Annotated in this window: 13 protein-coding genes; 6 read left to right on the forward strand and 7 right to left on the reverse strand. The window is 69.3% G+C overall.

The annotated features are described in order from the left end of the window. Nucleotides 1-26 precede the first annotated feature (26 nt). The 6 genes from ACFYWG_RS21725 to ACFYWG_RS21750 form a co-directional block, all read right to left on the reverse strand. Nucleotides 27-683 (reverse strand): response regulator transcription factor, encoded by a 657-nt coding sequence (locus ACFYWG_RS21725; RefSeq protein WP_385417754.1) that lies wholly within the window; start codon nt 681-683, stop codon nt 27-29. 31 nt (nt 684-714) lie between these two features. Then, entirely contained in the window at nt 715-1,194 is a 480-nt protein-coding gene (locus tag ACFYWG_RS21730; RefSeq protein ID WP_385417752.1) for an ATP-binding protein, read from the reverse strand. A gap of 185 nt (nt 1,195-1,379) precedes the next feature. Next, nucleotides 1,380-1,760, reverse strand: a complete 381-nt coding sequence (locus ACFYWG_RS21735; RefSeq protein ID WP_385417749.1) for a RidA family protein — start codon at nt 1,758-1,760, stop codon at nt 1,380-1,382. 60 nt (nt 1,761-1,820) lie between these two features. Continuing rightward, nucleotides 1,821-3,257 (reverse strand): gamma-aminobutyraldehyde dehydrogenase, encoded by a 1,437-nt coding sequence (locus ACFYWG_RS21740; protein WP_385417747.1) that lies wholly within the window; start codon nt 3,255-3,257, stop codon nt 1,821-1,823. Further along, the gene (locus ACFYWG_RS21745) at nt 3,254-4,903 is read right to left on the reverse strand and encodes a thiamine pyrophosphate-binding protein (protein ID WP_385417744.1); all 1,650 of its coding nucleotides are present in this window, start codon (nt 4,901-4,903) and stop codon (nt 3,254-3,256) included. The genes ACFYWG_RS21740 and ACFYWG_RS21745 overlap by 4 nt, the downstream gene beginning before the upstream one ends. Next, entirely contained in the window at nt 4,900-6,039 is a 1,140-nt protein-coding gene (locus ACFYWG_RS21750; protein WP_385417742.1) for an aminotransferase class I/II-fold pyridoxal phosphate-dependent enzyme, read from the reverse strand. Before ACFYWG_RS21750 ends, ACFYWG_RS21745 begins: the two co-directional genes overlap by 4 nt. A 480-nt stretch (nt 6,040-6,519) precedes the next feature. Here ACFYWG_RS21750 and ACFYWG_RS21755 point away from each other — a divergent pair, with 480 nt between their 5' ends. The 4 genes from ACFYWG_RS21755 to ACFYWG_RS21770 are packed head-to-tail and all read left to right on the forward strand — an operon-like array spanning nt 6,520 to nt 10,491. Then, nucleotides 6,520-7,488, forward strand: coding sequence for an ABC transporter substrate-binding protein (locus ACFYWG_RS21755; RefSeq protein WP_389202932.1), 969 nt, complete (start codon nt 6,520-6,522; stop codon nt 7,486-7,488). A gap of 5 nt (nt 7,489-7,493) precedes the next feature. Further along, a complete protein-coding gene (locus tag ACFYWG_RS21760) occupies nt 7,494-8,405 on the forward strand; it encodes an amino acid ABC transporter permease (RefSeq protein ID WP_385417736.1) in 912 nt (303 codons plus the stop codon). After that, the gene (locus ACFYWG_RS21765) at nt 8,402-9,166 is read left to right on the forward strand and encodes an amino acid ABC transporter ATP-binding protein (protein ID WP_385417733.1); all 765 of its coding nucleotides are present in this window, start codon (nt 8,402-8,404) and stop codon (nt 9,164-9,166) included. The genes ACFYWG_RS21760 and ACFYWG_RS21765 overlap by 4 nt, the downstream gene beginning before the upstream one ends. Continuing rightward, entirely contained in the window at nt 9,163-10,491 is a 1,329-nt protein-coding gene (locus tag ACFYWG_RS21770; protein ID WP_385417730.1) for a M20/M25/M40 family metallo-hydrolase, read from the forward strand. The genes ACFYWG_RS21765 and ACFYWG_RS21770 overlap by 4 nt, the downstream gene beginning before the upstream one ends. Before the next feature lie 87 nt (nt 10,492-10,578). Here the strand turns inward: ACFYWG_RS21770 and ACFYWG_RS21775 are convergent, their stop codons facing one another. Continuing rightward, entirely contained in the window at nt 10,579-11,490 is a 912-nt protein-coding gene (locus tag ACFYWG_RS21775; RefSeq protein WP_385417728.1) for an ornithine cyclodeaminase family protein, read from the reverse strand. Between ACFYWG_RS21775 and ACFYWG_RS21780 the strand changes: the two genes are divergently transcribed. Both ACFYWG_RS21780 and ACFYWG_RS21785 read left to right on the forward strand, forming a co-directional pair. Further along, nucleotides 11,468-12,136, forward strand: coding sequence for a helix-turn-helix domain-containing protein (locus ACFYWG_RS21780; RefSeq protein WP_385417725.1), 669 nt, complete (start codon nt 11,468-11,470; stop codon nt 12,134-12,136). The genes ACFYWG_RS21775 and ACFYWG_RS21780 overlap by 23 nt on opposite strands. 376 nt (nt 12,137-12,512) lie before the next feature. Beyond that, nucleotides 12,513-12,707: a hypothetical protein gene (locus tag ACFYWG_RS21785; RefSeq protein ID WP_389202937.1), complete on the forward strand. Its 195-nt coding sequence runs from the start codon at nt 12,513-12,515 to the stop codon at nt 12,705-12,707. The last annotated feature ends 4 nt before the right edge of the window (nt 12,708-12,711 follow it).

The raw sequence follows: 12,711 nt of genomic DNA on the forward strand, positions 1-12,711 counted from the left end.
CCACGCCTGCCTGGTAGGGGCGGCCTTCACAGCCGGTATCCGAAGCGGGGCGCGGTCTCGATCAATGGGGGATCGCCCAGTTTCTTGCGCAGTTGGTAGACCGCGACCTTCACCGCTGTGGTCTCGGGCGTCAGGTACGGATCCCACACCTGCTCCAGCAGTTCCCGAGTGGTGACGATGCCGCCGTCCGCCGCGAGCAGAACCTCAAGCACGCTGAGTTCCTTGCGGGTGAGCGCCAGCGGGCGGCCGTCGCGTTCGGCGAGCCGCCGAGCGGTGTCCAGCCGGACCCCACGCCGTTCCAGCACCGTGGGCGGTCCCGGTGCGCCCCGACGGCGCGCAAGCGCGTGCACCCGGGCCACCAGTTCCACATAGGCGAAAGGTTTGGCGAGGTAGTCGTCGGCCCCCAGGCTCAGGCCCTCGACGCGGTCGGAGATGGTGCCGGCCGCGGTGAGCATGAGGAGACGGGCGGGATGACCAGAGACGACAAGGGTGCGGCACACGGCGTCGCCGCTGATGCCGGGCAGGTCCCGGTCGAGGATCACCACATCGAAGTCGGTGGCGGCGGTCAGCTCGAGAGCGCGGGCGCCGTCATGGGCGACACGCACGTTCATGCCTTCGCCGCGCAGCCCGTCGGCGAGCGTCTGAGCGAGTTCGACCTCGTCCTCGACAAGCAGTACGTCCATGGCCGCCAGTATCCGTTCGCATGGGTGAGCCTCAGGTGAGTCGTGGCCCTACTGAGCCGGAGTGGGAGATCGCGATCCACGCGACCTTCGTGCCGTCTCCCGGAACGCGGAAACCCCACGCTCCACCGGTCAGTTCGTCCACGATGAGCAGGCCGCGTCCACGCTCTCTCAGCGTGGCTTCCACGGCTTCCGGCCGGCCTGCCGGCTCGGAGCGTTCGGTGGGGGCCTCGGGCCGGAACTTCGCGACTTCCGGAATGCGTGGATCGCGGTCCCGAACTTCGCACAGCAGGTGCCGCGTGGTTTGCCGCAGCTCCAGCTCGTAGGGCCCGGGCGCGTGTTCTGTTGCGTTCGCCACGAGTTCCGAAACTGCCAGGACCGCGTCGCTCACGACGATCTCGCGCAGGTTCAGGCTCGCCAGCGCGCGCCGCAGAACGACGCGAGCGCTTCCGGCGGGCGCCGACGTGGCTTCCGTCCAAGTCAGCAGCAACGTCGGGGCTGGGTGCAGTGCCATCGAACCCACCGTCCTGCATCAGGGCTGGTGTGCGGGATCCACACTGCGAACCAACCCGTACGGGAAATATAATGCTCATATTGAGCTAGAGGGAAGCGCTTGGCTCGATTGGTTCTCATTGTGCGCAATGGACGTGGGACGGCTCCGCTGTGTCCCGACACAGCGGAGCCGCAGGGGAAGGCGGTTCAGGTGCGTACGGCCAGTACGTCGACCTCGATGAGCGCACCGGGCGCCAGCCCCGCGGTGACCGTCGTACGCGGGGGGAACGGTTCGGCGAGGACGCTGCGGTAGGCGGCGTCCATCGCGTCGAAGTCGTCGTCGCTGGCCAGGTAGACGCGGACCATCAGGACGTCGTCCCAGCCGGCGCCGTCCGCGCCGAGGATCGCCTCGAGTTGTTCGAGTACGCGCCGGGTCTGCCCGGCCGCGTCGGCCTCGAGCGGCGCACCGGTCGCGGGGTCGGTGGCGATCTGACCGCAGATCTGGAGGAAGGGGCCGATGCGGCGGCCCTGGCTGTAGGCCCCGGCGGGGGACGGGGCCGACCGGGTGGTGATGGTGGTGAAGGACACGGCGTCTCCGAGGGTTGCTGTGCCGGGCCGCCGAACCCGGCGGCCCCGGCGTTGCTGGGATCAGGGGGCGTGCGTTGCGCTCATGACGTGCTTGACGCGGGTGTAGTCGGCAAGGGCGTATGCGGACAGGTCCTTGCCGTGGCCGGAGTGCTTGAAGCCGCCGTGCGGCATCTCCGGAGCCAGCTGGCCATGGCTGTTGATCCAGACCGCGCCGAAGTCGAGCGCGGCGCTGGTCCGCTGCACCCTGCTGTGATTGCTGGTCCACACGGACGCGGCCAGACCGTAGGGCTGGTCGTTGGCGAGCCTGACGGCGTCTTCCTCTCTGGTGAACCGCTGCACGGTCAGGACGGGAGCGAAGATCTCCTCCTGGACGATCTCGTCGCGCTGGTCGAGGCCGGAGATCACGGTCGGGGCGAGGTGGAAGCCACGCTCGCCGACCCGGTGGCCGCCGGTGTTGACGACGGCGTGTACGGGGAGCCGCTCGATCAGGCCGAGCACTCGGTCCAGTTGCGCCTGGCTGTTGAGGGGGCCGTAGTCGGGGTCGGCGAGCGGCGGCGGGCCGGTGACCGTGGCCTTCGCGCGTGCCACGAGCGCGTCGAGGAGAGCGTCATGGATGGTGTCGTGTGCGAGGATCCGGGTGCCGGCGGTGCAGTCCTGCCCAGCGTTGTAGAAGCCCGCCGCCACGATGCCGTAGGCCGCCGCCTCGACATCCGCGTCCTCGAAGACAAGCACGGCCGCGTTACCGCCGAGTTCGAGGTGGGTCTGCTTCACTTCGGCCGCCGCGGCACGGGCCACTTCGATCCCGGCCCGGGTCGATCCGGTGATCGACACCAACGCCGCGGCCGGATGCGCGATGAGGGCACGGCCCGTGTCGCGGTCACCGAGCACCACGTTGACCACGCCAGGGGGAAGGAAGGCGGCCGCCACCTCGGCGAGCAGCACCGTGCTGGTCGGAGTGGTCTCGGCGGGTTTGAGGACGGTGGTGTTCCCGGCTGCGACGGCCGGACCGATCTTCCAGACCGCCATCATCAGGGGGTAGTTCCACGGCGTGATCTGCGCGCAGACACCGAGTGGTTCCCGGCGTATCTGTGAGGTGTGCCCTTCGAGGTATTCGCCGGCGGCGACGCCCTCCAGCAGCCGCGCCGCGCCTGCGAAGAATCGCAGCTGGTCGGCGCACTGAGGGATTTCCTCCGTCAGCACCAGGCGTCGGGGCTTGCCGGTGTCACGGCATTCGGCGTCCGCGAACTCCTCGGCACGCTCTTCCAGGGCGTCGGCCAGACGCAGCAACGCGGTCTGACGGTCCCTGGGCGTACTACGACGCCAGGTGACGAAGGCGTCGACGGCCGTGCGCAGCGCCAGGTCGACGTCGCCGGCGTCCGACACCACGGCGCGGCCCGTCGGCTCACCGGTGCGCGGGTCGATCAGCTCACTCGTTACAGAACCCGGGGCGAGCCTGAGGTTGCCGATGAAGTTGCCCAGCACGGCTTGTCCGGTCACGTGGTCTCCAGGTGGGTCGGGGCGAACATGTTCAGCCGCGCGGGCAGGACGACGACGCCGGGGCCGCCCGACCCCAGTGCCTCGACCAGGTCGGCCCTGAGGCTTTCCGGGGTTGTGGTGACGGCTGGGATGCCGAAGGACTCGGCAAGGGCCGCGAAGTCGGGGCGGGTCAGTTCGGTGGCGGTTGCCGCGCCGAAGGTGCCGGTCATGTACTCGCGCAGGATGCCGTAACCACCGTCGTCGACGATCAGCCAGGTCACCGGCAGGTCGTGCTGGCGAAGGGTGGCGAGTTCGGCGAGGGAGTACATGGCGCCCCCGTCTCCGCTCACCGCGAGCACGGGTGCGCCGTCGAGTGCGGCGGCCGCGCCGAGGGCGGCCGGCAGGCCGTAGCCGAGACCGCCCGCTCCCTGCGCCGAATGGAAGGCGCCCGCCCGTGGGTCGTAGGCCGACCAGGCCCAGTACCCCAGAATGGTCATGTCCCAGAAACTCGGGGTGTCGTCGGGCAGGGCCGCGCGGACGGACGCCAGTATCCCTTGCTCCAGGCCGAGTTCCTGGCCCGCGAGCCGCTTGCCCACCCGGGCCAGGACATCGGCGACGGCGGCGTGCGCCCAGCCGGCCCGGTCCCCCGTGGGCACCTCGGCGGCGAGGTGGTCCAGCGCGGTGCGGGCGTCGGCGTGGATGCCGAGGCCGTGATGGTTGGATTCCAGTTTGCCCAGGTCGGCCTCGATCTGGATGACCCGGCCCCGAGGTGTGAACGTGTGATAGTTGCTGGACAGTTCTCCCAGCCCGGAGCCCACGACCAGCAAGGCGTCGGCCCGCTCCAGGAACTCGGTGAGGTGGCGGTCCTCCAGCCAGGACTGCAGGGACAGGGGGTGCGCCCAGGGAAAGGCCCCTTTGCCGCCGAAGGTGGTCGCCACCGGCGCTTGGAGCCGTTCGGCCAGCTCCAGCAGAGCTGCTTGGGCCCCGGCGCGAACCGCACCGCCGCCTGCCAGGATGACCGGGCGCTCGGCAGCGGCGAGGATACCGGCTGCTTCGGTGACCAGTTCGGCGCGCGGCCGCAGGGGCAGCGGCGTCGCCGACAGATCGCGCACCGGCGGAACGGCCGCCTCGGCCAGCAGGATGTCCTGGGGAATCTCCACCCACACCGGCCCGCACGGTGCGGTGGCCGCCTCCCGCCACGCCTCGGCGATCGCCGACGGTATCTGCGAGGCCGCACGCGCGATCCGGGTCGACTTCACCACACCCCGGGCAACGGCCTGCTGGTCGGGCAGTTCATGCAGGAAGCCGCGCCGTGCGCCTCCCAGCCCCGGGGAGGGGATCTGGCTGCTGATCACCAGGAGGGGCGCGGAGGCGGCCCTCGCCTCCTGAAGGCCCGCCAGCGCGGTCAGCGCGCCGGGGCCGGTGGACAGCAGTAGGGGGGTCACCTGGCCGGTGACGCGGGCGTGACCGTCGGCGGCGAAGGCCGCGTTGTTCTCGACTCGGCTGGAGACGAAGCGGAGGTCGCTGCGCCGCAGGGCGTCGAACAGCCCCAGGGCGTGCTGCCCCGGGATGCCGAAGACCGTGGTGGCACCGAGTGCCTCCAGGGATTCGACGACCACGTCACCGCCGTTGCGGCGGTGACTCGTCTCGGCTGCGGATACGGTCATGCCGCCCACCCGCCCCGGCTGCGGAGAGAAAGCAGGGTCGCTTCGACGCGCTGCAAGGCCCCTTCCAGATAGGACGGCTCCAGGCCGTGCGTGATCCGGAGATGGTGCTCGACGCCGAAATCAGCTCCGGCGCCGACCAGGACTCCGCCCTCGGTGCGCAGGAGGTCGGCGACCTGTGTGGAGGGCAGGTCGAAGTGGTAGCGGATGAAGGCGAGCGCCGTGGCCTCGGGGGCGTGTGCGGACACCAGGCCGTCGGTGGAGGCCACCCAGGTGCTCAGTCGGTCCCAGCCGGAGCGGATCAGGCCGCGGGTGCGCTGCAGCAGGGCGGTGCGCGTGGGCTCGGCCAGGGCGATCTCGGCAAGCTGCATCGAGAGGATGCCGGTGGAGATCGTGAAGTACTCATGGCGGCGCCAGCTCGCCTGGACCAGCTCCTGCGGGCCGACCAGCCAGCCCAGGCGCAGGCCGGGCAGTCCGTACGCCTTGGACAGGGAACCGACGGCGATGACGCGGTCGTAGGTGCCCCAGGCCGTGCGCGTCTCGGTGTCGCTGAGGCGCTCGGTGCCCCGGTACACCTCGTCCACGATGAGCCACGCGCCGACCCTCGAGCAGGCGGCGGCGATCGCGTCGATCTCTGCGTCGGTGAGGACGGTGCCCACCGGGTTGTTGGGATTGACGACGTAGACGAGCTTGGTGTCGGGGCGCAGAACGGTGTCCAGTTCGGCGAGGTCCGGGCGCCAGTTCTGGTCGGCGCGCAGGTGGAAGGCGTCCACCTGCGCGCCGAGGTTGCGCAGAGTGCCCCACACCTGCCGGTAGCCGGGCTCCAGCACCACGGCGTGGTCGCCGGGCTGGATCAGGGTGTGCACGGCGAGCGTGTTGGCCTCGGCGGCACCCACGGTCACCAGCACATTGCCCGCGCCGGCGTCCGGATACTGCTCGGCGATCAACTCGCGCAGCCGGTCACCGCCGCCGACGGCGGGGTAGTGCAGCGGCGTCGCCAGCAGCTCCCGGACCTTTCCCTCGGTGTCGACCAGCTCGTCCAGCAGCACCGGGTCGATCCCGGAATCCGCCAGGTTGTAGGCGACGTCCGTCTCGTAGCGGGACTGCCATTCCTCCAGAGCGAAGGGCGTGAAGGGCATGGAAACTCCGTCCTCTTCCAAGGCTGGTGTGCCGGAACTCCTGCACGCCGACCAGCCTGGCTGCGCAACATAGTGCACGACATGAGCAAAAGTGAAGTGGCGGCGACCCGGTCTCCGGTAAGTGTTGTGATCGGCGGCGTCCATTCCGCCTGTCGGACAAGTTCGCTGCTCAAAGTACCTTTGGGGCGAGCGTCTCGCCCCGTCGTGAGGCACCAGAGGTGTGGTCCGGCACGGTTGCGGCCCCCCTGCCGTGAGACCTTTCTCTCCCTCTAGGTCTTCCGACGGCCCTGAAAGGGAAGTATGTTGCCCCTATTGCGCAACGGACATTCGTCGGCTGGATCCAGTGGCGTCTCGGTCCGGACGCGCCCGATGCCCAGTCCTGTACGGGTGATCACCGTCAGAGGGCTGACCGCTCCCCGCACATGCACGAGAGCGCGGCATGCCGCCCGTCATTTGTCTCAGTCCTCTCAGGAGACCGCGATGTCCTCGTTCACCCGCGCCGCCGTCCGCGGCAGCAGACGCAACCCGCGCGCCATCCCGGCGATGGCCACCGCAGCGCTGGTCCTCACCCTTGGTGCCTGCTCCAACCCGCCCGTGTCCGGCTCTGCGAGCCCGGCAACCGAATCCCCCATGCCCACAGCCGAGGCGGACCCGGCACTGCAGGCCCTGGTGCCGGAGAAGTACCGCACGGCCGGCCGGATTCACGTCGCGACCAACGCCCCCTACGCCCCGTACGAGATGTTCACCTCCGCCGGAAGCAAGGACCTCACCGGCCTGGAAATCGACCTCGGCAAGGCCATCGGCCAGAAGCTGGGCGTGCCCTTCGTCTTCTCCCAGCAGCCCTACGACGGTCTGTTCCCGGGCCTGCAGGCCGGTAAGTACGACTTGCTCATGGCAGCTCTCTTCGACACAAGGGAGCGGGAGCGGACTGTCGACTTCGTCAACTACAGCCGCTCGGGCTCGGCACTGCTCGTCCTCAAGGGCAAGGCCGACGGCATCGGGACGCTGCACGATCTGTGCGGCGTGCAGGTGGCCGCGCAGAAGGGCAGCGCTCAGGTCGTCCTGCTGCAGCAGCAGAGTGCCGCGTGCGCGAAGGCCGGCAAGCCTGCCGTCCAGGTCAAGACGTTCCCGCAGTTCTCCGACGCCCAGCTCGCCCTGAAAACGGGAACCGTCAAGGTGGTGGCCGGCGACCTGCCCGCGCTCGGCTACGCCGTCCGGCAGGACCCGGCGTCCCCGTACGAGGTCGTCAAGGACCCGAAAGCCCCCAACGGATACCAGAGTTCGCTGACCGGCATCGGCGTCCCCAAAGGACAGCCGAAGCTGCGCGAGGCCATCCGGCTGGCCCTCCAGGCACTCATCGACGACGGCACCTATGACCGCATCCTCGCCCGGTACGGCGCTTCGGGCATCGCCATCGGCAAGGCCGTCGTCAACCAGGCCCAGGGGTGAGTGCCATGTCCACCACCAACAATGACTCCCCCCTCGAACTCGTCGTCCCGGCAAGGGAACAGCTCACTGTGCGGCGGCTGCGGCGCCGCGGCCGCACCTTCGCCGCCGTCCTCGTGGGTGGTGTGACCGCGGGCATCACCTGGTCGTTCGTGGCCAACCCCAACCTTGACTGGCCGACCGTGGGCGCCTACCTGTTCGCCCAGCTGACCCTGAAGGGCGTGTGGGTCACCTTCTACCTGACCGTGATCAGCATGCTGATCGGGCTCGTGGGAGGAACGGCGCTCGCCGTGATGGCCCTGTCGGACAACTATGTGCTGCGGGCGGTCGCGGCCGGTTACACGACGCTCTTCCGCGGCACCCCGCTGCTCGTGCAGATCATCTTCTGGGGGTTCATCGGCGCCTTCTTCCCGAAGGTGACCATCGGCATCCCGTTCACCGACGTGGTGTTCTACTCAGCGCCGACGTCCGCTCTCATCTCCGCGACCACGGCCGCGATCCTCGCCCTGGGCCTCAACGAGGCCGCCTACGCCTCGGAAATCGTCCGCTCCGGCATCCAGTCGGTCGACCCCGGTCAGAGCGAAGCGGCCTGCGCCCTCGGGCTGAGCCCCGCGGCCACCATGCACCGCATCGTCCTGCCCCAGGCCATGCGTGTGATCGTGCCCCCCATGGGCAACGAGGTGGTCAACATGCTCAAGACCACCTCCCTGGTCTCGGTCATCGCCGGCAATGACCTCATGACCAACCTCCAGCAGGTGTACTCACAGAACTACAAGGTGATCCCGCTGCTGGTGGTCGCCTCCCTGTGGTACCTGCTGCTGACCGCCGTCCTGTCCCTCGCCCAGAGCCGCCTGGAGAAGCGCTACGGCCGCGGCCACGCGCCGGCCTCCACCCACCCGCGTTCCCGGAGCACCGTATGAACACCCCCATGGTCGTCGCCGACAAGGTCGGCAAACGGTTCGGCCGCACCGAGATCCTCAAGGAAGTCGACCTCACTGTGCACAGGGGCGAGGTGACCTGTCTTCTGGGGCCCAGCGGATCCGGAAAGAGCACCTTCCTCCGCTGCGTGAACCACCTGGAGCGCATCGACTCCGGGAGGCTCCAGGTCGGCGGCGAACTGGTCGGCTACCGGCAGGAAGGGAACGTCCTGCACGAACTGAACGAGAAGGACATCGCCCGGCACCGCAGCCGCATCGGCATGGTCTTCCAGCGATTCAACCTCTTCCCCCACCTCACGGCCCTTCAGAACATCACAGAGGCCCCGCGCCGCGTGCTGCGCGAGTCCAAGGAAGAGGCCGAGAGCCGGGCCCGGGAACTGCTCGCCCGGGTCGGGCTGTCCGGTCGTGAACACCACTACCCCGCCCAGCTCTCCGGTGGACAGCAGCAGCGCGTCGCCATCGCCCGTGCGCTGGCCATGCGGCCCGAACTCTTGCTCTTCGACGAACCCACCTCCGCACTCGATCCCGAACTGGTCGGGGAAGTCCTCAGCGTCATGCGGGACTTGGCCGACACCGGGATGACGATGATCGTGGTGACCCACGAGATGGGCTTCGCGGGCGAAGTCGCCGACCAGGTCGCCTTCCTGGACGGTGGCCGGGTCATTGAGCACGGCGACCCCGACGCCGTCCTCGGCGACCCCGCGCACGAGCGCACCCGCGCCTTCCTGTCGAAGGTCCTGTGAACCGGCCTGTGCACCCCGAGAAGAACACGGGCGACGCGGATGAGGTGGTGGAGTTGTGCCGCGACCTCATTCGCATCGACACCAGCAATGCCGGTGACGGACTCGGCCCGGGCGAGCGCCGGGCCGCCGAGTACGTGGCCGCCCGCCTCGCTGAAGCGGGCATCGAGAGCCAGGTGCTGGAGAGCTCGCCCCGGCGAGCCAACCTGGTGGCTCGCATTGCCGGTACGGACCCCGCACGGCCCGCCCTCCTGGTGCACGGCCACCTCGACACGGTGCCGGCCCGACGCCATGAGTGGTCGCTGGACCCCTTCGCCGGCGAGATCCGCAAGGGATGCCTCTGGGGCAGAGGGGCAGTCGACATGAAGAACATGATCGCCATGACTCTCACGGCCGTACGGAAGATGGCCCGTGAGAACACCCCTCCGTCCCGGGACCTCGTTCTCGCCTTCCTCGCGGACGAAGAAGCCGGCTGCCACCTCGGGTCACGATGGCTGGCCCAGGAGCACCGCGACCTGATAACCGACTGCAACCAGGCGGTCAGCGAGGTGGGCGGCTTCTCCGTCTCGGTGGACCCCGCGACGCGTCTGTACATGATCGAAACAGGCCGCAAGGGCGTCGCCTGGCTGCGACTCAGAGCACGGGGCGCGGCCGGGCACGCTTCCCTGACGCATCCGCGGTCCGCGGTCGCACAGCTGTCGGCCGCCGTGCACCGGCTGGCCGAGGAGGACTGGCCGCTCAGGCTCACGCCCACCTCCGCTCGAACGGTCGAGCAGATCTCCGCCCTCACGCGCCTGGACATCAGCACCGATCAGCCTGCCCTGGCCGACACCGTCCTGGCCCCGGTGGCCGCACTGCTCACGTCCTCGCTGCGCCACGTCGCCAACCCCACCGTGCTGCGGGCCGGCTCGTCGATCAACGTGGTGCCGGGCGAGGCAGAGGCCCTGGTCGACGGGCGCTTCGTTCCCGGATTCGCCGAGGAGTTCCTCGGCCGGGTCACCGAACTGGTCGGCCCGGCCGTCCAGGCGGACGTCATCGACCTCACGCCCGCCGACGAATCCGACCCCGACGACGTCCTCTTGAGCGCCATGAACGCCGCACTGCGAGCCGAGGACCCCACGGCCACGATCGTGCCGTACTGCTCCTCCGCCTCCACCGACAACGCCTCCTTCGCACCCCTGGGAATCGCCGGCTACGGTTTCGCACCCCTGCGGCTCCCCGCCGGCTTCGACTTCGGCGCCATGTTCCATGGCGTGGACGAGCGGGTACCCCTCGACGCGCTGCGCTTCGGCGCCGACGTGCTGCACCGATTCCTCCGCCACTGCTGACCACAACCGGACCCGGCTCCGGACAACCGCCACGCCTCGCCCTCGCCCGGCCGCCACACCGGCAAACCGGCCTGGCGGCCGGGTCTTTCAGCCCTCGATCAGCAAGCGTGCCACCGCCACGTCCTCGATCCCCAGGCCGACCGAGCGGAAGAACACCGGCCGCCGGCCGCTCGGCGGCGGACACCCGCCTGTGAGCAATTCCGAAAGATCACCTCGCAGCATCGACGGATCCCACACCCCGGCCTCGGCGGCAAGGACCATCTCCCCCGCAGCACCGGCCACGGTCGGGCGATGGTCGCCGTAGACATCGAGCTTGTTCAGCGCCTGCGGATCGATCTCGTGAGCACGAGGGGCGTTGGTGCTGATCGAGGTCACCAATGTCTCCGCGGGCAGAACCGCGGCATCCAGCAGCGGGCGCGCAGCGCTCGTGCACAGCAGTACGACATGGGCGCCCGACACCGCCTCGTCAACGCTGGAGGCAAGCCGCACTCCGTCGTCGAAGCCGGCGGCCCGACGGCCCTCGGCCACAGCCGGCGAATACACCCGCACGTCCGCGAACGACCGTACGGCGCGCGCGTACCGCAAATGCGCACGCGCGAGGGGACCGGCACCGACGACCGCCAGCGTGTCGGCCTCCCGTCGGGCCAGTAGGTCCACCGCGAGGGCGGTCGTCGCCGCTGTCCGCACCGCGGTCAGCTCCGCGGAGTCGACGAGCAGCAACGGCTGCCCCGTGCCGGTGCTGAGCAACAGAGTCCACGCGCTCACGACGGGACCGCCATGCGCCTGAGGGAGGTACGGCGACACCTTCACCCCGTACACGCCCTCAAGGACGCCCTGATAGGCGATGACGTCTCCGCCGCCCACCAGCGGGGTGAGCGTCTGCGCAGGCTGCACCGCTCTGCGCTGGACGAGATCGGTGAACGCGATGCGCAACGCCTCGAGTACCTTCTCCACCGGAAGGGCAGGAGGTTCTGCCATGACCGGGATATCATTGACCACGCTGAGCAATATAATACGCAAGGGTGAGATCATGCGCGTCGAGGACAGTGCGGAAGGCAAGGACGAAGCGCAGGGGCCGAGCGGCGACTTCCTGGCCAAGGTCGGCCAGCAGGTCCGCGCGCGCCGGCGGGCAGCTGGGCTGACGGTGCAGGCACTCGCCGATCGGGCCGGCCTCAGCCGACGCATGCTCACCATGATCGAGCAGGGCGGTGCCAATCCCAGCCTGGTCTCCGTCGACAAGATCGCCCGTGCACTGGGCACGGACTTCACCAGCCTGCTGGGCAATGTCCAGGGCGACCCCGTGCACGTTCCGGACCGGCCGGTGCAGGTCTGGGAGAGCAACACCGGCAGCCGCGGGCTTCTGCATGTCGGAAGCGCCCGGGTCGGCGGCCCGGAACTGTGGGAGTGGACCCTCCAGCCCGGCGACCGCTACGACGCCAACCCTGACCCTTTTGGCTCCGAAGAACTCTTCCTGGTCAAGTCAGGCACGCTCGTGCTCACCGTGGGTGACCGAATCGTCCGACTGGGCCCCGGGGCAAGCGCACGGCTGGCAAGCGACCGGGAGTACAGATACTCCGCTGAGGGTGCCGAGCCCGCAGTCTTCATCCGTGTCGTGGAGCTGGGACCCGAGACATCCTCCGGGTGATCAGCGGCCCCCGCCCAGAGGGCCGCTCGTACACCGGCAACTGGGCAAGCGGGCGCCTTAGGGGTGACGCTCGTTTGACGCTCTGAGGCTCTGACAGCCTGCTCACACGCGCCACGCATCCTGCTGACCTGGTGTTTTCCGTCGGCCGCTCTCCGTGACAGGTTTTCGATGACGCACCACGTCGAGTGCGTGGCGATCCTGGAGCCGACCGCCAAGGGCCGCTGACCTGCGCTCGCGTTGGTCTGGCGGGTTCCTTGGCGTGTTCCCTCCGTGCAGCGGTTCCAGCGAACGGATCGATCTTTCCGGCTCCACGCCCCGCGGGGCCGGGAGCGCATCCCGACCGCGCCGTTTGATACCGGCCTGGTATCAACTCTGCATGGCGATGGCACCTCGACTCCCCGACGACCTTGACGCGAAGCTCACCGAGCGGACTCGTCGGGAGGGCCGCAGCAAGCAGGAACGTGCCATCGAGGCCATCCGTGAGGCCCAGGACCGAGCCGAGCTGAAGGTCGACCACGTCCTGGCCGAGCTCATGGACAGTGATGCGGAGATCTTGGACTACCTGAAGTGAAACC

This window comes from Streptomyces sp. NPDC003456 (genome assembly GCF_042878735.1).
GTDB lineage: Bacteria > Actinomycetota > Actinomycetes > Streptomycetales > Streptomycetaceae > Streptomyces.

Coding starts and splice junctions, on each gene's coding strand:
- ACFYWG_RS21725 (WP_385417754.1), bottom strand. CDS start 683: ATGGACGTACTGCTTGTCGAGGACGAGGTCGAACTCGCTCAGACGCTC.
- ACFYWG_RS21730 (WP_385417752.1), bottom strand. CDS start 1,194: ATGGCACTGCACCCAGCCCCGACGTTGCTGCTGACTTGGACGGAAGCC.
- ACFYWG_RS21745 (WP_385417744.1), bottom strand. CDS start 4,903: ATGACCGTATCCGCAGCCGAGACGAGTCACCGCCGCAACGGCGGTGAC.
- ACFYWG_RS21750 (WP_385417742.1), bottom strand. CDS start 6,039: ATGCCCTTCACGCCCTTCGCTCTGGAGGAATGGCAGTCCCGCTACGAG.
- ACFYWG_RS21755 (WP_389202932.1), top strand. CDS start 6,520: ATGTCCTCGTTCACCCGCGCCGCCGTCCGCGGCAGCAGACGCAACCCG.
- ACFYWG_RS21760 (WP_385417736.1), top strand. CDS start 7,494: ATGTCCACCACCAACAATGACTCCCCCCTCGAACTCGTCGTCCCGGCA.
- ACFYWG_RS21765 (WP_385417733.1), top strand. CDS start 8,402: ATGAACACCCCCATGGTCGTCGCCGACAAGGTCGGCAAACGGTTCGGC.
- ACFYWG_RS21780 (WP_385417725.1), top strand. CDS start 11,468: ATGACCGGGATATCATTGACCACGCTGAGCAATATAATACGCAAGGGT.
- ACFYWG_RS21785 (WP_389202937.1), top strand. CDS start 12,513: ATGGCGATGGCACCTCGACTCCCCGACGACCTTGACGCGAAGCTCACC.